At 49.8% G+C, this 17996-nt stretch carries 21 protein-coding genes; 11 read left to right on the top strand and 10 right to left on the bottom strand.

All coding sequences use genetic code 11. The annotated features are described in order from the left end of the window. Positions 1–1076, top strand: a 1076-nt coding sequence (locus BZG83_RS04670; protein ID WP_131825049.1) for a DUF3427 domain-containing protein, incomplete at its 5' end; no start/stop codon positions are given. Positions 1077–1227: 151 nt separating this feature from the next. Here the strand turns inward: BZG83_RS04670 and BZG83_RS04665 are convergent. Beyond that, positions 1228–2091 carry a YicC/YloC family endoribonuclease gene (locus BZG83_RS04665; protein WP_077479546.1) on the bottom strand — a complete coding sequence of 288 codons (864 nt, stop codon included), beginning with the start codon at positions 2089–2091 and terminating at the stop codon, positions 1228–1230. A 159-nt stretch (positions 2092–2250) separates the two neighbouring features. On the opposite strand from BZG83_RS04665, the gene rph reads away from it, so the two are divergent. Together rph and pyrE are read left to right on the top strand one after the other, a co-directional pair. Further along, complete coding sequence (rph, locus tag BZG83_RS04660; RefSeq protein WP_069589051.1) at positions 2251–2970, top strand: ribonuclease PH; 720 nt, start codon at positions 2251–2253, stop codon at positions 2968–2970. 102 nt (positions 2971–3072) lie between these two features. Further along, positions 3073–3714 carry an orotate phosphoribosyltransferase gene (gene pyrE / locus BZG83_RS04655; RefSeq protein ID WP_077479545.1) on the top strand — a complete coding sequence of 214 codons (642 nt, stop codon included), beginning with the start codon at positions 3073–3075 and terminating at the stop codon, positions 3712–3714. Between the two features lie 43 nt (positions 3715–3757). Here pyrE and slmA read toward each other — a convergent pair whose 3' ends face one another. Continuing rightward, a complete protein-coding gene (gene slmA / locus BZG83_RS04650; RefSeq protein ID WP_069590901.1) occupies positions 3758–4348 on the bottom strand; it encodes a nucleoid occlusion factor SlmA in 591 nt (196 codons plus the stop codon). Positions 4349–4528: 180 nt separating this feature from the next. After that, complete coding sequence (coaBC, locus tag BZG83_RS04645; RefSeq protein WP_108743588.1) at positions 4529–5773, bottom strand: bifunctional phosphopantothenoylcysteine decarboxylase/phosphopantothenate--cysteine ligase CoaBC; 1245 nt, start codon at positions 5771–5773, stop codon at positions 4529–4531. Between the two features lie 267 nt (positions 5774–6040). Between coaBC and radC the strand changes: the two genes are divergently transcribed. The 5 genes from radC to mutM all read left to right on the top strand — a co-directional run bounded on the left by radC (position 6041) and on the right by mutM (position 8789). After that, entirely contained in the window at positions 6041–6724 is a 684-nt protein-coding gene (gene radC, locus BZG83_RS04640; protein WP_077479543.1) for a RadC family protein, read from the top strand. A gap of 185 nt (positions 6725–6909) precedes the next feature. Further along, complete coding sequence (gene rpmB, locus BZG83_RS04635; protein ID WP_069590897.1) at positions 6910–7146, top strand: 50S ribosomal protein L28; 237 nt, start codon at positions 6910–6912, stop codon at positions 7144–7146. Between the two features lie 13 nt (positions 7147–7159). Further along, positions 7160–7327: a 50S ribosomal protein L33 gene (gene rpmG, locus BZG83_RS04630; protein ID WP_069590895.1), complete on the top strand. Its 168-nt coding sequence runs from the start codon at positions 7160–7162 to the stop codon at positions 7325–7327. A gap of 154 nt (positions 7328–7481) precedes the next feature. After that, positions 7482–7961 carry a hypothetical protein gene (locus tag BZG83_RS04625; protein WP_077479542.1) on the top strand — a complete coding sequence of 160 codons (480 nt, stop codon included), beginning with the start codon at positions 7482–7484 and terminating at the stop codon, positions 7959–7961. 15 nt (positions 7962–7976) lie between these two features. Next, positions 7977–8789, top strand: a complete 813-nt coding sequence (gene mutM, locus BZG83_RS04620; protein ID WP_077479541.1) for a bifunctional DNA-formamidopyrimidine glycosylase/DNA-(apurinic or apyrimidinic site) lyase — start codon at positions 7977–7979, stop codon at positions 8787–8789. Here the strand turns inward: mutM and coaD are convergent. Then, the gene (gene coaD / locus BZG83_RS04615) at positions 8784–9290 is read right to left on the bottom strand and encodes a pantetheine-phosphate adenylyltransferase (RefSeq protein WP_069590889.1); all 507 of its coding nucleotides are present in this window, start codon (positions 9288–9290) and stop codon (positions 8784–8786) included. The two genes, mutM and coaD, sit on opposite strands and share 6 nt — an antisense overlap. Positions 9291–9443: 153 nt before the next feature. On the opposite strand from coaD, the gene BZG83_RS04610 reads away from it, so the two are divergent. Then, positions 9444–10154 (top strand): 3-deoxy-D-manno-octulosonic acid kinase, encoded by a 711-nt coding sequence (locus tag BZG83_RS04610; protein ID WP_077479548.1) that lies wholly within the window; start codon positions 9444–9446, stop codon positions 10152–10154. A 3-nt stretch (positions 10155–10157) separates the two neighbouring features. Here the strand turns inward: BZG83_RS04610 and waaA are convergent, their stop codons facing one another. Beyond that, a complete protein-coding gene (gene waaA / locus BZG83_RS04605) occupies positions 10158–11411 on the bottom strand; it encodes a lipid IV(A) 3-deoxy-D-manno-octulosonic acid transferase (protein WP_077479539.1) in 1254 nt (417 codons plus the stop codon). Positions 11412–11487: 76 nt separating this feature from the next. On the opposite strand from waaA, the gene BZG83_RS04600 reads away from it, so the two are divergent. Then, on the top strand, positions 11488–12333 hold the full coding sequence (locus BZG83_RS04600; protein ID WP_077479538.1) for a glycosyltransferase: 846 nt from the start codon (positions 11488–11490) through the stop codon (positions 12331–12333). Here BZG83_RS04600 and BZG83_RS04595 read toward each other — a convergent pair. From BZG83_RS04595 to rfaD, 5 genes are read right to left on the bottom strand one after another with little or no spacing between them, the layout of a single operon-like run. Beyond that, positions 12328–13371, bottom strand: coding sequence for a glycosyltransferase family 4 protein (locus tag BZG83_RS04595; RefSeq protein ID WP_077479537.1), 1044 nt, complete (start codon positions 13369–13371; stop codon positions 12328–12330). The genes BZG83_RS04600 and BZG83_RS04595 overlap by 6 nt on opposite strands. Position 13372: 1 nt before the next feature. Continuing rightward, a complete protein-coding gene (locus BZG83_RS04590) occupies positions 13373–14152 on the bottom strand; it encodes a glycosyltransferase family 2 protein (protein ID WP_077479536.1) in 780 nt (259 codons plus the stop codon). Then, positions 14149–15186: a lipopolysaccharide heptosyltransferase II gene (gene waaF / locus BZG83_RS04585; RefSeq protein ID WP_101494758.1), complete on the bottom strand. Its 1038-nt coding sequence runs from the start codon at positions 15184–15186 to the stop codon at positions 14149–14151. Before waaF ends, BZG83_RS04590 begins: the two co-directional genes overlap by 4 nt. Then, positions 15186–16166, bottom strand: coding sequence for a lipid A biosynthesis (KDO)2-(lauroyl)-lipid IVA acyltransferase (locus BZG83_RS04580; RefSeq protein WP_077479534.1), 981 nt, complete (start codon positions 16164–16166; stop codon positions 15186–15188). Before BZG83_RS04580 ends, waaF begins: the two co-directional genes overlap by 1 nt. 44 nt (positions 16167–16210) lie before the next feature. Next, the gene (gene rfaD, locus BZG83_RS04575; protein WP_077479533.1) at positions 16211–17155 is read right to left on the bottom strand and encodes an ADP-glyceromanno-heptose 6-epimerase; all 945 of its coding nucleotides are present in this window, start codon (positions 17153–17155) and stop codon (positions 16211–16213) included. 100 nt (positions 17156–17255) lie between these two features. Between rfaD and BZG83_RS04570 the strand changes: the two genes are divergently transcribed. After that, positions 17256–17924, top strand: coding sequence for a TetR/AcrR family transcriptional regulator (locus BZG83_RS04570; protein WP_069590877.1), 669 nt, complete (start codon positions 17256–17258; stop codon positions 17922–17924). Positions 17925–17996 lie beyond the last annotated feature (72 nt).

The raw sequence follows: 17996 nt of genomic DNA, 5'->3' as shown, positions 1-17996 counted from the left end.
ACCATGAGATTGAACAAGGCTTCCCACATGCGCCTTTGGGTTGTCGTATTGAGCTTACTAAGCGCACCCAAGAAATGGTCTTGGATAACATCCGCAAAGCGTCGTTAACGCTAAGGCGCTTAGTGGCAATGGTTCGGCAATATCCTCAACACACCCACCTGCCGCTGACGCTAGCGAACTTCCTAACCTTGTATCCGCATATTGATTTGAACGAACTATACAAGCGGGGCTGTTGGTCAGAATTGGTGTTCAAAGCAGAACTACAGGTTAATGATTCTCCTGTTGATGAAAGTGCACTTAAAACAATCAAGAAAGCGATATTTCAGCGGATTTTAACCACTGATGATCATGCGTATCTACAGTTTTTACAGCAGCTTTGCCAAACAGACTTTGCGCCTGATACGGGTAGCGAACGGCATCGACTCATGTGCCATTATGATGTTTGGCAACAAACAGGGCCAGCACTTGGCTTTTCATCCATTGCGCAAAGCTTTGCCGCGCTAAGGCGGCTGGGCATCAAAACAGAATTAATGGACGTGTTGGATTGGAAACTGTCACAAACCAAGCACGAGCAGTTGAGGATGGACGATTTGCCTGATGTGCCATTGCGGCTTCATGCGCGATATTCACGTGAGCAAATTCTAGTTGGCTTTGGCGCTACCATCTTTGAGCGGCAGCCACCTGCACGAGAGGGGCTCTATGCGCTTAAAGATCAAAATATTGAGTTGCTATTTGTCACCTTGGATAAAAATGAAAAGCAATTTTCCCCGACAACCATGTACCACGATTATGCGATTAATGCGTCACGCTTTCACTGGCAATCGCAAAACAGCTCGCGTCCTGATAAAGGCCGAGGCAAAGATTACATTCAACATCAAAAAATAGGGAAGCGCCTGTTTTTGTTTGTACGTGAGCAAACCAAGGATGAATACGGGCGTACCATGGGATTTGTGAACTTTGGCGAAGTGAATTATATCTCGCACACTGGATCTCAGCCGATGGATATTACGTGGGAGCTAGCCACTCCGATGCCAAACTTTATGTGGCAGCAAGCGGCGAAGCTGGCGGTAGGCTAGAGACCGATGCGTGTCTTTTGTCGCCACGAGCCTCAAATGTAGGGCAAAAAATGGCTGAGCGAATATAGGGTAAGCAGATAGAGGCAGCTCAATATATCGCGCTCGAGCTATCTCTATCTGTCTGAATGTCAGTGCTGAGAATTGCTAGTGATTACTCAATATTCTGGATCTGCTCGCGCATTTGCTCGATAAGCACTTTGAGCTCGACGCCGGAGGCGGTGATTTCGGTGCTGATTGATTTGGAGGCGAGGGTGTTGGCTTCGCGGTTGAACTCTTGCATCATAAAGTCCAAGCGTCGGCCGCAGGCGCCGCCTTTTTTGAGGATTTTTCGCGCCTCTGAAACGTGTGAGTCCAAGCGGTCAAGCTCTTCTGCAACGTCTACTTTTTGCGCCAGCATCACCATTTCTTGCTCGATGCGAGTTGGATCGAGCTCCACTTTGGCTTCTTCCAAACGTGTGGTTAAGCGTTCACGCTGCCATTCAATCACGGTAGGCATCTTTTCGCGCACTTTGATGACTTCAGCGCTAATCGCATCTAATCGCTGTTCAATCAGCGCCTTCATGTTGTCACCTTCGCTCGCACGCGCGGCGATAAAGGCGTCGAGTGCTTCATCGAGACCAGTCAATAGGGCGCGATGCAGTTCGTCGGTATCTTGCTCAGGGGCTTCCATCACCCCCGGCCAGTTCAGGACCTGGAACGGATTGATGTTGCCTTCCCCAGCGGTTTCTTTCACCCATTTGGCGGCGTGAATTACTTGTTTGGCCAAGGCTTCGTTAATGGTGAGCTTGTCTTGATTGGCTTGCGAGGTATCAAAGCGTAAGTTGCATTCCACTTTGCCGCGCGCAAGGCGCTTGCGGAAGCGCTCACGCACGACGGGCTCAAGGCTGCGCAATTGCTCGGGCATGCGAATGTAGGTTTCGAGATAACGCTGGTTGACGGAACGAATTTCCCAAACGGCGTTGCCCCAATCGCCCTTGATTTCGTGTCGCGCGTAGGCGGTCATGCTGTGGATCATTGGTACCTGCTTGTGTGTGCAAAGAGTGAATGGCTTGATTATACGCATCCACCTGCAATGCGTCAGCTGTGTTGGCAAGATGTGCCGACAGGGATCGCAAGCGTGGCAAGAAACACGTATAATCGCGGGCAAATTTCATCTGCCCAAAAGGTTACTTGCATGCGTCCAAGTGGAAGAGCGCTCGACCAAATTCGTCCCGTTAGCTTTACCCGCGGTTTTACTGCCCACGCAGAAGGCTCTGTGCTGGTTTGCTTTGGCGACACAAAAGTCATTTGTAACGCCACTGTCGAAGAGGGTGTGCCACGCTTTTTAAAAGGCAAGGGCCAAGGCTGGGTGACGGCAGAATATGGTATGTTGCCACGTGCCACGCATACGCGTAACCGTCGAGAAGCGTCGACCGGTAAACAAGGTGGCCGCACGATGGAAATTCAGCGTCTGATCGCGCGCAGCCTGCGTGCAGCGGTTGATTTAACCGCGCTGGGTGAGTACACCATTACAGTCGATTGTGATGTGATTCAGGCCGACGGCGGCACGCGTACTGCATCTATCTCGGGAGCGAGCGTTGCTCTGGCTGACGCACTCAATGCCATGGTGCGTGATGGCAAACTTGCCGCGAACCCTATGAAAGGTCACGTCGCAGCGGTGTCGGTAGGTATTTATCAGCAAACGCCAATTTGCGATCTGGAATACGTCGAAGACTCCGCGGCAGACACCGACATGAATGTGGTGATGCTCGAAGATGGCCGTATGATTGAGGTACAAGGTACCGCTGAGGCAGAGCCATTTACTCCCGATGAGCTCAATGCCATGTTGGTACTGGCCAAGAAGGGCATTGATGACATTGTCGTTGCCCAAAAATCGGCGTTAGCCGACGCATAACAAATTGAGTAGCTCCCACATTGGGGGCTATTTTTTTGCCCTGAGAACAGGATGGAGCCCGTGACATAAGCGTCACAACCGTTTTAATAGTGAGAGGATGGAATGAAAGCCTACCAGCGCCAGTTTATTGAGTTTGCCCTTGAAAAGCAGGTTTTAAAGTTTGGTGAATTCACCCTGAAATCCGGCCGTAAGAGCCCGTATTTCTTTAATGCAGGTTTGTTTAATACCGGACGTGATTTAGCAAAATTGGGTCGTTTTTATGCCGCTGCATTAATGGATGCTGGGATTGATTACGATGTGCTATTTGGCCCTGCGTACAAGGGGATCCCGATTGCAACCACCACCGCGGTCGCGCTTGCCGATCATCATGATGTGGATACGCCTTACTGTTTTAACCGCAAAGAGGCAAAAGATCATGGCGAGGGCGGCCAGTTAGTGGGGAGTGCGCTCGCAGGTCGCGTGATGTTGGTGGATGATGTGATCACGGCAGGTACTGCTATTCGTGAATCTATGGCGCTGATCCAGGCGCAAGGTGCGCAACTTGCCGGTGTTTTGGTGGCGATTGACCGCCAAGAACGGGGCCAAGGAGAGCTGTCTGCGATTCAAGAAGTGGAGCGTGACTTTGCCTGCCGCGTTGTCTCTATCATTAGTTTGAGTGACTTAGTGACCTATCTGGAGCAAAGCGAGGCTGATCCGGCGCAGCTGGCGGCGGTCAAAGCCTATCAAGCAGAGTATGGTATTTAATCTTTACTGGGCGCGCCACGGCGCGCCTGATTGCTTACATGGCTTATTGCAGCTGACTGGTGAGCAATTGCCAGTACTGTTCAAAGTTGGCGGTAGGCAGTTGTTTGAAAGAGGAGCGTACATAACGGCACAAACTGCCTTCAACTTGGCCAATTAGTTGGCTCGCGAGCACCGCTTCATCGAGCGGAAAGCCTTTCCCTTCTCGTAAACGTCTTTCCCGCAGTACTTGCTTGAGTTGCGCTTCAACGCGCTCAAACAATTGGTTGATGCGACCTTGTAAGCGGTCTTGCTCGAACATCAACGCATGGCCTGTCATGATACGCGTCAGCCCTGGGTTGCGCTCACCAAATCCAAGCAGCAACTGCAGAATGAGCTTAAGACGCACTAAGGTGTCTTTCTCTTCATCAATAATCAGGTTGATGCGGGACAGTAATGAGTCCTCAATAAACTCAATTAAGCCCTCAAACATGCGTGCTTTGCTGGGAAAGTGGCGATAGAGTGCCGCCTCGGAGACGCCAACTTGGGCGGCCAATTTGGCGGTCGTGATGCGCTGGCTGCCTTGCGTGGATTCCAGCATTTGCGCGAGCGCTTGGAGGATCTCTTCGCGGCGATTATTTTTTTTCGGGGCTGCCATTCATGCGATTCCTTTGTCTTTTATTCTCACGTTGGCGGGCGGTAAAGGAAGCATCAGGACGAGGTGCCACCAAGCGTGTTAGTCATGCCCTTTATCTTAGCGGTGAGGTGCCTGTATTAAAAGCAAAAAGCGTGGCCTTGGCGCACGCTTTTACACTTGATGTAACGGCGTTTTTTTACGTTACGCTTTGGTATCCGCCTTGTGATAACGGTTGGCGATATGCGTCATTACAGCGCGCGCCAAGTGTGCTTTCTCTGTTAACGGTAGTGCGAGATCACCGTTCGGCCAGAAAAGGTGTAAGGCGTTGTGATCGCTATTAAACCCTTGGTCTGAAAGCGAGACATCGTTAGCACAAATCATGTCGAGCCCTTTACGTGCAAGCTTATCGCGTGCATAGGTCTCGATATCCTGTGTTTCTGCCGCAAAACCAACGGTAAAAGGTCGTGTATCCGACAGCGCAGCTACCGAGGCGATAATGTCAGGGTTTTTCACCATGGTGACTGTCATTGCATCTTTATCGGCCTGTTTTTTCAGCTTTTGCTCGGCAACGGTTTGGGGACGATAATCCGCCACGGCCGCACAGCCAATAAAAATGTCTTGTGAGGCAATGCTGGCATGGACGGCTTCATACATTTGTTGTGCACTGGTCACATCCACACGGTGTACGCCGGTGGGCGTTGGTAGTGCGACTGGGCCACTCACTAGGGTCACGGTAGCCCCCAGTGCACGGGCGGCTTCTGCGAGCGCATAGCCCATTTTTCCCGAGCTATGGTTGGAAAGATAGCGCACCGGGTCGAGTGCTTCTCGGGTTGGTCCGGCGGTGATCATGATGTGCTTGCCAGCCAAAGGGGTGGGACCGGCCCAGTGTTCACATTCTGCCACTAACGCCATCGGCTCTAGCATGCGCCCCGGGCCGACATCGCCACAGGCTTGTGCGCCACTGTCGGGCCCCCAAATCAGACAACCGCGCGCACTCAATGCAGCGATATTGGCTTGCGTGACAGCTGCACGATACATCTGCTGATTCATTGCGGGTGCAATCGCAATCGGCGCATCGGTGGCGAGACACACCGTGGTGAGCAGATCATTGCCCATGCCAGCATGGACGCGTGCAATTAAGTCAGCGGTCGCGGGGGCGAGCAAGACTAAATCTGCCCACTTGGCTAATTCAATGTGGCCCATCGACGCTTCAGCGGCGGGGTCAAGTAAGCTATCTGATACCGGGTGACCGGAAACGGCTTGCATGGTCAGCGGGGTGATGAATTCTTTTGCTGCGCGAGTCATCACCACCTTGACCGTCGCCCCACGTTCAATAAGACGTCGAGTGAGGTCGGCACATTTATACGCGGCAATGCCGCCGCCCATACCGAGCAGTATACGTTTTCCTGCCAGCGTCTGGGCTGGCTGTTGTGAAGAACTGGCCATAATGCGTGATATCGTTGTCAGTGAATGGCGCAACCATACCATAATCCTTAGCGTAAAAAGCTTGTTCAAGCGCATGAATCCTCGCACGGTGTGAGCCAGGTTGGCTGTGATATGGGCTGATGTCTGCTGAAAAGCACACGCAACGGGGAATAAAAATAGGCGACTGTAACGCAACCTTGCCATGATGCGCTTGTATCAAGGCGGCGTCCTCTCCCTACTATCGGCTTTGTCGTAGCCGACGACTGGCTCAGCAAAGGGAGAACGATCATGAGCTTAAAAACCATGCCGCAAGATTGCCGCCCACGAGAGCGTTTGCTGAGTAGAGGGGCACAAAGCCTGTCTGATGCGGAGTTACTGGCGATTTTTTTGCGAACTGGGGTGACGGGGATGAGTGCGGTCGAGCTGGCCGACTACCTGTTAAATGACTTTGGTTCGCTGCGTGCGCTGATGGGTGCTAACCAAGCTGCGTTTTGTCAGCACAAAGGGCTAGGAAGCGCGAAATATGCCCAGCTTCAGGCGGTATTGGAGCTTAGTCGCCGTTATTTAAAAGAAACGTTAAGTAAAACCGATGCACTGACCAGCCCTGATCATACCCGCCGTTATTTGTCGACGCTGCTTCGAGACCGGCCCCGCGAAGCGTTTTATGTGTTATTTCTCGACAATCAACACCGTGTCATTGCCGATGAGCAACTTTTTGAGGGCACTCACAATGCGGCGAGTGTGTATCCGCGTGAAATTGTGCGCCGCGCACTCGAATTACATGCGTCGGCGCTGATATTGGCCCACAATCACCCTTCGGGTGTGGCAGAGCCGAGTCAGGCCGACCGCCAAATCACCGAAAGAATCGTTCAAGCGTTGGGATTAGTCGACATTCGTGTGCTTGATCATCTGGTGGTTGGGGACGGAGAAGTGGTATCCTTCGCCGAACGAGGTTGGTTGTTATCCCTTTGAGGATCGCCTTTGGCGAAAAAAACGATCAAAAAGAGCGCAAAAGGATCTGCTCGGGACTTGAGCAATGTGAATTCAGTTAGTATAATGCGCCACCTTTGATAGCCTTGACCTTGAGCCTGACCTTGAATTTGCAGGACTGGCGGACAAGGTTGATATCGAGCTGAAACGATTTTGGAGAGACTTTCATGTCACGAGTATGCCAAGTAACTGGCAAGCGTCCTGTAGTTGGTAACAACCGCTCTCACGCTAATAACGCCACCAAGCGTCGTTTTCTGCCGAACCTGCAAACTCATCGTTTCTGGGTAGAAAGCGAAAAACGCTTCGTTAAACTGCGTCTATCTACTAAAGGTATGCGCATCATCGACAAAAAAGGTATCGATTCTGTACTAGCAGAAATGCGTGCCCGCGGTGAGAAAGTATAAGAGGACTTAGAGAATGGCTAAAGGCATTCGCGAGAAGATTCGTCTAGTATCCTCTGCTGGTACTGGTCACTTCTACACCACAGATAAGAACAAACGTAACATGCCAAGCAAGTTCGAGATCAAAAAATTTGATCCCGTAGTTCGCAAGCACGTTATGTATAAAGAAGCCAAAATCAAGTAATTGGTTGAAAGTTTCGAGAAAGACCCAGCCTAGGCTGGGTTTTTTTATATCTATTTTTCCTGGMTGGGCCATCCGGTTGCTTAGCTATCAACGCCAGCCTCATTTGTGTATATACTGCTGATTAACAAAGTCGGGTATCCAGTGGCGGTGTCTCATGAAGCTAAAACGAAAAACGTGGAACAACATCCTCATTTTTTCCGTGGTGATCTTTTTCGGTTTGATGCTATTGCCTGACTACCTGCGCCACCAACGCCACGCCCGAGATATGCCTGACGGTGTGATTGCCTTGGTGACGTCACGCAGTGAGGTGCTCGCGCTGCGCTTCTCGCACTTAACCTTGACGCGAACGCTCGATGGTTGGCAAACCGACAAGCCGTTATTGATTAGCCCCACGGAGCTGGCTCAGCGTTGGCTGGGACTGWAAGGGACACAAGTGAATGACGCTACCTTGCAATCGCTGCGGCCGCAACTAACCGCACCGCGGACGCTTGAGCTGCTGCGTAGTCCTGATCAAGAACCTATCCGTATTACTTATTATCAGCAGCCGCAATTTTGGTTAATGCAAAATGAGCAAGGCCAATGGCTGGCGGTGTCTGTTGATAGCCGTTACCTTTTTCCGTTGACTAAGTCGTAAGTAAAAGTCCTTATCATGCCTGAATTACCTGAAGTCGAAGTCAGTCGCATGGGGATCACTCCCTATGTTGAAGGTCAGACCGTCACCCAAATTATTGTTCGCCAACCACAGCTGCGCTGGCTGGTGCCTGATGAATTGCAATTGCTCCAAGGTCAAGTGATTCGCCGGATAACACGTCGTGCCAAATATTTGTTGCTCGAGTGCGATCTAGGGGCGGCGCTTGTGCATCTTGGGATGTCGGGCAGTTTACGGGTATTACCCGCCAGCTTAGCCCCAGAAAAGCATGACCATGTGGATGTCATTCTCAGCAACAATATGATGATCCGCTATCACGACCCAAGACGATTTGGTGCTTGGCTGTGGCAAGCGCAGGATACAATGCATCAAGTGCTGAGTAAGCTTGGCCCTGAGCCATTAAGTGACGCTTTTAACGCTGATTATTTACTGACGCGTGCGAAGGGTAAAAAACTGGCGATGAAATCCTTCATTATGGATAACGCGGTGGTCGTTRGCGTGGGGAATATCTATGCCAATGAATCTCTTTTTTGTGCAGGGATCCACCCCAAACGCCCAGCAGGGAGCCTGACGCACTCAGAAGCAGCGTGTCTTGTCGATGAGATAAAAACCGTGCTCGCGGCGGCGATTGCCCAAGGGGGGACGACCTTAAAAGACTTTACCAATGCAGATGGCAAAGCCGGTTATTTTGCTCAGGAGCTTCGGGTGTACGGCAAAGCCGGCGAACCTTGCCCGCAATGCGAGACGGTATTAGAGCGTGTGGTGATTGGGCAGCGGGCAACGGTATTCTGCCCGCATTGCCAGCCACTATGATGGCGTATTGACGTGAAGCTTATTGCAAAGTGCGGTTAAGACATCAGGGTGTACAAACTCACTGGTGTCGCCGCCGTGCAGTGCCACTTCTTTGACCAAGGTCGATGAGATAAACGAGTGCTCTTCGGATGGGGTGAGAAACACGCTTTCAAGCTCAGGCATCAAACGGCGATTCATGTTAGCCAGTTGGAACTCGTACTCGAAATCAGAGACAGCACGTAGACCGCGTACCAAAATGTTGGCTTGGTATTGCTTGGCAAAATTCACCAGTAGTCCAGAAAAACCGACCACAGAGACATTGGGCAAATGACTGGTTACCGCTTGGGTTAAGGCGACGCGTTCGTCCAGGTCAAACAGGGGTTTTTTACTGGGGCTTGCGGCAATACCGACGATGACCTCATCGAACATGCTTGCAGCGCGTTCGACTAAATCAAGATGGCCATTAGTGATGGGGTCAAACGTGCCCGGGTAAATCACACGGGTCAGTTGTTTCTTGGTCACAGGGTTGTCCTTTTGATGTGTTATCTGGGCAGAGGTTATCAAATCATGCATCGAGACGCATTGTTCTTCATCGTGGCGCGTCTGTGAATCTGAAAATAGGCACGTTACACTGATAGGCGCTGCAGAGACCGCAAGATAGGAAAAACAGTGAGTATAGAAGTAGAACAGCGCGACAACGAATGTATTTGGTTTGACCCTGAGTTGGTGGAAGGGGATCCACGCCACTATTTCGATATTCACTATTGGCATCAGCAAGCCGCGGTGACGGGTTCAGCAAAAGGACGCGGTACGACGTTTTTTGTGCGTGGTCCTAAGATGGAAATGGCATTGCGCCATTATTATCGGGGCGGTTTGTTCGGTAAGCTGGTAAAAGATCAGTACTGGTTCACCGGTTGGGAGACAACCCGTTGCGGGGCGGAGCTGACGTTACTCGCCTATTTGCGGGCGAAAAAGTTGCCAGTGCCTCGACCGGTTGCGGCGCGCGCGGTCAAATCTGGGCGCACGTATCGGGCAGATATTCTGGTTGAAAAAGTGCCAGGCGCGCGCGATCTTGTGGCTATTCTCTGTGAACATGCACTATTGGCTCATGATTATCGATCCATCGGACGACTCGTTCGACGGCTTCACGATGCCGGTGTTTGTCACACTGACCTCAATATTCACAACATTCTTCGCGATAAGAAAGGCAAGTTGTGGTTAATTGATTTCGACAAATGCCAGCAGCGTGATGGTGAACAATGGAAAGAAGACAACTTAGCGCGTTTGCATCGCTCGTTTAAAAAAGAGAAGGAAAAACGTCAAATCCATTGGCAGCCCGAAGATTGGGCCGCCGTGCTAAAAGGCTATAACAAGATTCGCAAATAGGGGTTAGCGATTTAACCAAGGCGCCAGTGCTTGCAAGGTGCGCTCGACTGCCCCTCGGTTTTGCTCAACAACCTGTAATCCGGCTTGTCCTGCTTGCGCGCCCAGTGGTGGCGACGAGAAAAAGGCACCGATCTTCGCGGCAATATCGCGGCTGTCGTTGCATACTTGCAAGGCGCCCGCTTCAATCAAGGTGTCACCAATCACTTGGAAATTGTAGTAGCTGGGTCCCGTTAATTGTGGCTTCGCGAGCGCGGCAGGCTCGAGCAAGTTATGCCCACCGACTTTAGGGCCGAGAAAGCTACCCGCCATGACAACCACGTTCGCAGCAGCCAGATATGTCATCATTTCTCCCATGGTATCCCCTAAATAGACTTGCGAGGATAGGGCGATTGGCGCGTCACTCGTACGGCGCTGGACGCTGAGTCCGTGGGTGTGGATCTGCGCTTCTACGCCATCAAACCGCTCCGGATGACGGGGAACCAAAATTAACAAGGCATCGGGATAATCACGGAGCAAGGCAGCATGGGCGTCGAGCATGATGGCATCTTCGCCCTCATGCGTACTGGCGGCGACCCAGCATGGACGCGCTCCAATGTCATCAATCAGTGATTGGCCCAGATGTGGGTCCGTAGCTTTAATATCAAATTTGACCGAGCCGACCGTCGCCAGCTTATTGTCAGCAACCCCCAATTCGGCAAAACGGGCCTTATCGCTGTCGTGCTGACATAAAATTACATCGATATTTTGGCTCATGGTACGAAATAGCGGTGCGATTCGTTTATAGCCGCGGCACGCTTTCTCGGACAAGCGCGCATTGATGACCACGATAGGCACACCGGCTTGATGGACGTTAACGAGGGTGTTTGGCCACAGCTCGGTTTCCATAATCACGCACAGGCGGGGTTTTACTGCGCGCAAAAAACCACGGACAGCGAAGTTAAAATCGACTGGCATATAGCGATGGATAATGCCTTCTATCTTCTCTGCCTGCTCTGCGCCGGTTGGGGTCGTGGTGGTGACGAGCAAAGGAATGGATGGATAGGCCTGCTGCAACGCGGCAATTACGGGTTTCGCGGCGAGCACTTCGCCCACAGAAACCGCATGCAGCCAAATCGGCTGCCCCTCAACAGCTGGCGTACGGCCAAAGTGCTCCCGCCATCGCGCACCGACGGCCGGTTTCCCGGGACGCTTTCGATATAGGCCCACTAATAATAATGGGGCCACAAGAGTCAGGATAAAGGTGTATAGCCAGCGCACGAATCAGTCCCAAACCTTATACATAATTGTTATACTACGAAACAAATTAACACCTTCCAAATGATTTAAAAATATTATGGACGATAGAAAAGCAACAGTCATTATTTCTTTTTACAATAATAAAAAGGCATTGTGTATGATTTTCCAATCACTCAAAGAAGAGAAAACCTATAACTTTGATGTGATTGTTGCCGATGATGGATCATCTGATGATATCACTTCATGGTTAAAAGACTATATTAAATTACTCCCTTTTCGCGTGTTACATGTGTGGCATGAAGATAAAGGGTTTAGAAAAAATCGAATTTTGAATAAATCGATCGCTGCGTCTAAAACGGATTATTTAATTTTTATCGATGGCGATTGTGTACCTCAAGCTGGTTTTGTGCAAGATCATCTTTATGCTGCAGAAAAAGGGGTGGTCGTTTGTGGGCGCCGTGTCGAGCTGTCTGAAAAATACACTCAAAAATTATATTCTTCTCCAGAGAAGTCAACATTTAGTCATGTTTATTTTATTCCAATGATGTTCCGTTATTTGTGGTTTAATCTGTTAGGTTATGATACAGACGTTACCGGTAAACACATTGAAAATGGTATTCATATAAAGTTTCTCAGAAATCTAATGTTAAAAAGGCGTTTAGAAAAGTCTATTATCGGTTGTAATTTTTCTTTGTTTAAAGACGATTTCAAAAAAATCAACGGATTTGATATGAACTATGAAGCGCCTGCAGTGGGTGAAGATACAGATATTGAATTTCGTTTGAATGGCGTTGGTATAAAAACAAAAGCACTAAAATTTGGTGCAGCATTACTGCACCTTTATCACCAAGAGCTTAAAAGGCCATCTATCAATCAGGAGATCTTTCAAGAAACCGTGAAAAATAAAGCATTCTGGGCAAACAATGGTTTAGACAAGCTATAGTTTTTCATGGATGACGTGCTGGTAAATATCTTGATACTTTTGTGCGCATATTGAGATATCAAATTTTTTGGCTGTATTTAATGCTTCTCGGGCCATACATTCTAACAACTCAGGTGTTTGAGATAGGGTTTCAATATAGTGAGCAAGTGATGCAGCATCACCAGACGGGATCAGATAGCCATTAGTCTCGTGATTAATAATATCAGGGATCCCGCCTGCCTTCGTACCAACTGCCGGCAAGCCTGTGGCCATCGCTTCGAGGATCACAGAGCCTAGCCCTTCACTATACGAAGGATGAACCAGCAAATCGGCGGCTGCGAACCAGTTCCCCATTGCGCTTTGTTTACCCATAAAGCTAATGTTGCCAAGGCCTTGTGCCTGTTTTTCGAGCTCAGCGCGCGCTTTACCGTCGCCTAGTAAGCAGATGTGAACCTGAGGAGCATGCTTCTCGAGCGCCTTGGCGGCGCCAATCGTGACATCAAAGCCTTTGTGAGCGTACATATTCGCGGCTTGAATGACCAAAAACTTATTAGCAAACTGCGCCTTAATCGCGTCGACGTCCGCGTCTGAAACCGGATACTGAACCGGAGAGCTAGGAATGGTTGCGACATTCGCTTGAGGATGGCGCCGAGTTATCTGGCGGACAATCTCCGAACTGAGCCCGACCAACGTACTTGCACGAGTATAGGCAAGTTGAGATAGCCATTTACGCTTTAGGGGATTATCAATGCGTCGTGTGACGATATAGGGTACGCCATGTATCAAGCGCTGGAGCAGCGCCCAATAGATGGCTCGGCCTTCATGAACATGTACCACATCGCAGTCAGCGGTGATTGAGCGCTGATGCGAGCGAGTATAATGCTTACAAAGCACTAATTGGCACTGTTCAAGTGCGCGAATTTCATCAGCAAACGGGCTTTTGGGGTTAGCGACCACAGTGAGTTGATAACCCATTGCGAGCTGTTGTTTGATCAGTGTGAGTGTTTGTCGCTCACCGCCGCTAAACCCAGATGCAAGATTGACATGGCAAATGTGCATATCAAGATTGCCTCTTAACATAGTCTCTCAACCACAAATCGGCATAGCGTGTGAAGACGACATTAGCACTGAGTAGTGCGAGGACAAGCCCATGTCGACCATCTAAAAAGCCTTTTTTTAATATATACATTTTTATGAATCGAAATAGTGCATGGCTAATAGCTTTTAATACACTCGACGACTTTTTACCTTCCCTCTGATCACTCCAAAGCTTTATGTACTGGTTAGTCTTCGCGGTGTACTCATGAAGATAATGAAATGTATTATGCTTTAATACACCATCTAAATAGACTTTTTGATGTGTACTGGGTACTAAAACATGTTCATGGACTAGCGAGTCAGAATACTGAGCCTCAGATGTTTTATAGAGACGACAGATCCAATCAGGGTGCCAACCAGAGTGTTTTATTTCCTTGCCAAATGCACGGGATAGTCGGTTCACATAATAAACTGTGTTCGTTTGTTGGCTATTAATGGCACTTAAGATGCTTTCTTTTAATTCAGGTGTGACTTGTTCATCAGCATCTAGCCACAAGACAAAATCACTTTCCACATATGCTTGTGCGCGCTGTCGCTGCTTACCAAAACCTTGCCAATCTGATTCAATATAAACTTTGTCTGTATATTGTTTGGCAATATCGAGCGTCTGATCGGTGCTGCCAGAATCAAGAATGATGATCTCATCGACCCATCCCTCTACGGACTGTAGACACGGCTCGAGATTGTGTGCCTCGTTTTTTACAATCAGTGCGACGGCAAGAGTATTAGTTGTTTTGGTCATGATGGCTTCCCTGTCCTTGCCACTAGATCAATTACCTGGCGTGGGTCCAAATCGTTTAAACATTTTAAATGCCCTAACGGACATTCGCGTTTAAAGCATGGGCGACAGTCGATATCGGTGTGAATAATATCGACTTTATGGGTTAATGGGGGCGTGTATTCCGGGGATGTGGAGCCGTATACTGCAATCACATGACAATTTACCGCGGCAGCGATATGCATTAAGCCCGAGTCGTTGCTGACCACAGTTTGGCAGGCGCCGAGTAAGTCAACGGCTTCAATCAGGCTGGTTTTTCCCGCTAACACATACATGTCATCTTGCTGGCCAGACAGTGCGGCAATGTTTTCACAGGTTTCAACGTCTTTTGCCGAGCCGAATAGCCACACTTGGTAGCCTTGTGCAATCATCGCTTGTGCGACCGCGGCATAGTGGCGCTCGGGCCACTTTTTCGCTGGGCCAAATTCGGCCCCTGGGCATAAACCAAGCACGGGCTTATCTTGATTCAGCCCCAGTTTTTTGACCACGGCCGCTTGTGCGTCAGGGTCAATGGTTAACTCAGGTTTTGGCAGGCCTTCAAGACCGCCGAGTGAGGCCGAGCTTTGCATCTCAGCTCGAGGGTGAGCCAATGCGACATAGCGCTCAACCATGTACTGAAAGGCTTTCTTGTTGGGGCGTAAGTCATTCAGCAAGCCATACCGCATTTCACCTTTCCAGCCTGTGCGCACTGGAATATTGGCAAACCAAGGGATCAGTGCCGATTTGGCCGAATTAGGCAACACATAGGCGTGATCATAGTGGTGCTTTGCGAGTGCTTTACCCAATTGGCGACGTTTACCGAGCGCAAATTCGCCATGGCCGAGCGGCATCTCAATGCTGCGATTGACCTCTGGCATGCGTGCCAAAATTGGGGCACACCACGCTGGTGCCATCACATCAATCTTGGCGTTAGGGTGCTGTTGCTTAATAGTTTTATACAGTGATTGTGACATCACCATATCGCCTACCCAAGATGGACCAATGACCAGTATGTTCATCATGCTGCCGCCTTCTTTTTTGCTTCTTGATAAATGTTGCGGCCATCTTCTCGGGTCCGGAGAAGCTGAAGAATCCACATATATTGGTCTAGCTGTCCTTCTAGCATTGTCTCGATTTGCGCATTCATAGCGCGTGCATCTGTCTGACTTTCACCGGTTGGAAAGTCGTTGAATGCGGGATAAACGGTGATGTTAAATCGCCCTGTTTGGGCATTAAAGCCGGACAATACCGGGACAATATGGGAACGGGTCACTTTGCTTAGCTTGCCCAAGCTTGGCAAGGTGGCTTTGGTGGTGGCAAAAAACGGCACGAATTCGCTGCTTTCATCACGCATATCTTCATCGGGCAAGTAGTAACCTAGAAATCCGCGTTTAACGGCGCGAATAAAGGGTTTAATACCGGCCTCACGTTCGTAGCAGTTCCCGCCGTATTGCACGCGTTGGCGATGCATCAGCCAATCCAGCAGGCGATTCTTTTGTCGTTTAGAAAAGGCCGCCACCGGCAGTCCTTGAGAAGCAAACAGAATGGCTGCGGCATCAATGGCCCATGTGTGGGGCACAAACAGGATCACCGCTTCGTCATTATCCGTGTGGCGAGTGATGTTCTCCATGCCCGCGACGTCACAGTGGTGTTGAAACCAATGGCGGCTTCGCAAGGTGATCAGCGGAAAGCTAAGCAAAAAGGCCCCAGCCGTGGTTAAGGTTTCTACCAAAATCGCCTGACGTGCCTCGGCGGATTTGTCAGGAAAGCAGGCTTCGAGGTTAAGCCATGCATTCAAAATGGTACCTTTTTTCTTTGCTACCAGTTTGTTGGCGACCCAGCGAGAAAAGCGATACTTCGCCTTAGCCGGAGTGAGTAAACAAACGGGAAGGGCAACCAAAAGCATCAGCCATGTGCCCCAGTATTTTGGCGCCAGATAGGCCCGCGAAAATTCTGGGTTGTAAGCATGCGCGTCGTAATCGTGTCGCTGTTTTGTCATTGCTCTTTCTCACGCCCCAGCCTCACTGGGGCGAACTATTGTTATTAGCGATTAATTTCGGCCAAGTACGCGGCAACACCTTCAGCAACGGTTTTAAATGTTGCGGTGTAGCCTGCTTCTCGAACCTTGGTGAGATCGGCTTGCGTGTAGGTTTGGTAACGGCCTTTCAGGTGGGCAGGAAATGGAATTTCTTCAATTTCACCTTTGCCGTGAAATGCGATCACTGCATTGGCAACAGCGCTGAATGGCTCAGCACGGCCGGTACCACAGTTAAAAATCCCAGAGATTTGCTGCTGCCAGAACCAGATATTCATTGCGCAAACATCGCCGACATAGACAAAATCACGCTTGAAGGTATCACTGCCTTCAAAAAGTTTGGGATTTTCACCGTTTAAAATTTGTTGGTTAAGGTGGTAGGCCACTGAGGCCATACTGCCTTTGTGCTGCTCGCGTGGGCCATACACATTAAAGTAGCGAAAGCCGGTGATAGGTGGCAGTGTTTCACCATGAGCTGCCGCATCGTCCCATACGCGACGGACATAGTTATCGAATTGCTGCTTCGAATAGCCATAGACATTGAGTGCCCCTTCATAGTCGGGCGCTTCAATAAAATCGCTGTCGCGGCCGCCGTAAGTAGCTGCTGACGAGGCGTATAAGAATGGAATATCACGCTCAATACAATAATGGAGTAGCTCTTTGGAGTACTCATAGTTATTGAGCATCATGTACTTACCATCCCACTCTGTGGTGGAAGAGCAGGCGCCTTGGTGAAAAACCGCCTCAATAGGACCAAAGTCATCACCCGCCATAATTTGGGTGAGGAAATCGTCTTTATCCATGTAGTCGGCGATATCGAGATCAACGAGGTTAGCGAACTTGGTGCCGTCTTTTAGGTTATCGACCACCACAATATCGCGATAGCCTTGCTGGTTGAGTGCTTTTACTAAGTTGCTGCCGATCATGCCGGCGCCACCTGTCACAATTATCATATCATTACCTAAATTTTTGCCTGACGACAGAYGCCGTCGCCTTCGCTGTTGTCTGTGATAGTATGGTTTAGCATCAACCGGGCAGAGGACAGAACCATACATGAAAACCCGCGATCGAATTATCCATGCTGCACTGGCTTTGTTCAATCAACACGGCGAGCCAAATATTACCACAAACCATATTGCGGCTGACCTCGGTATCAGCCCGGGCAACCTTTACTATCACTTTCGTAATAAAGAGGCGATTATACACAGTATATTCGACCAATACGCGCAAGATCTCGCCTTGGCGTTTGATCCTCATCAGCCCCGCGACGATACCCAAGCCCTGTTGCAGCATTATTTAGACGCGACGTTTAGCCTGATGTGGCGGTATCGGTTCTTTTACGCCAACCTGCCCGACATCCTGCGCCGAGATGAAGCTTTGCAACAAAAGTACTTGGCCGCCCAGCAACAGCTGCAAGTTAATTTAATGACCATACTTCAACACTATAGCCAAGCAGGCTGGCTCGCGCTGGATGAAAGTGCCCTTAGTGCCGTTGGCGAAACCCTGAAGTTGGTGGCGTCGAGCTGGATTTTTTACCAAAGCGCCCAGGCTCCCCAAACGCAAATTCACGCGGGGGTGATTTATAAAGGCGTGCTGCAAATGCTAGAGCTCCTCAGGCCCTTAACTACCGCACAAGGGCAAGCCGCCATTGGTGTATTAATAGACCACTATCGCAAGCAATTAGTTCGCCAAGATAAGCATGCTTTAGACACGCTGAACTGAGTAGTTCGACGGTTTGCCTGCCTAGCTGCGTGATATTCAAACAAGATGACAGCGATTACACGATATGAATCA

Origin of the sequence: Salinivibrio sp. PR919 (assembly GCF_001995355.1) — a bacterium.
Lineage (GTDB): Bacteria > Pseudomonadota > Gammaproteobacteria > Enterobacterales > Vibrionaceae > Salinivibrio > Salinivibrio proteolyticus.
The sequence above is the reverse complement of the archived record's forward strand: the minus strand, read 5'-3'. Positions and strand labels throughout refer to the sequence as shown.

Coding starts and splice junctions, on each gene's coding strand:
- slmA (WP_069590901.1), bottom strand. CDS start 4,348: ATGGCAGCCCCGAAAAAAAATAATCGCCGCGAAGAGATCCTCCAAGCG.
- BZG83_RS04580 (WP_077479534.1), bottom strand. CDS start 16,166: ATGACAAAACAGCGACACGATTACGACGCGCATGCTTACAACCCAGAA.
- radC (WP_077479543.1), top strand. CDS start 6,041: ATGAGCTTAAAAACCATGCCGCAAGATTGCCGCCCACGAGAGCGTTTG.
- BZG83_RS04570 (WP_069590877.1), top strand. CDS start 17,256: ATGAAAACCCGCGATCGAATTATCCATGCTGCACTGGCTTTGTTCAAT.
- pyrE (WP_077479545.1), top strand. CDS start 3,073: ATGAAAGCCTACCAGCGCCAGTTTATTGAGTTTGCCCTTGAAAAGCAG.
- coaBC (WP_108743588.1), bottom strand. CDS start 5,773: ATGGCCAGTTCTTCACAACAGCCAGCCCAGACGCTGGCAGGAAAACGT.
- rpmG (WP_069590895.1), top strand. CDS start 7,160: ATGGCTAAAGGCATTCGCGAGAAGATTCGTCTAGTATCCTCTGCTGGT.
- BZG83_RS04595 (WP_077479537.1), bottom strand. CDS start 13,371: ATGCACATTTGCCATGTCAATCTTGCATCTGGGTTTAGCGGCGGTGAG.
- BZG83_RS04590 (WP_077479536.1), bottom strand. CDS start 14,152: ATGACCAAAACAACTAATACTCTTGCCGTCGCACTGATTGTAAAAAAC.
- rpmB (WP_069590897.1), top strand. CDS start 6,910: ATGTCACGAGTATGCCAAGTAACTGGCAAGCGTCCTGTAGTTGGTAAC.
- rfaD (WP_077479533.1), bottom strand. CDS start 17,155: ATGATAATTGTGACAGGTGGCGCCGGCATGATCGGCAGCAACTTAGTA.
- BZG83_RS04665 (WP_077479546.1), bottom strand. CDS start 2,091: ATGATCCACAGCATGACCGCCTACGCGCGACACGAAATCAAGGGCGAT.
- rph (WP_069589051.1), top strand. CDS start 2,251: ATGCGTCCAAGTGGAAGAGCGCTCGACCAAATTCGTCCCGTTAGCTTT.
- BZG83_RS04600 (WP_077479538.1), top strand. CDS start 11,488: ATGGACGATAGAAAAGCAACAGTCATTATTTCTTTTTACAATAATAAA.
- waaF (WP_101494758.1), bottom strand. CDS start 15,186: ATGAACATACTGGTCATTGGTCCATCTTGGGTAGGCGATATGGTGATG.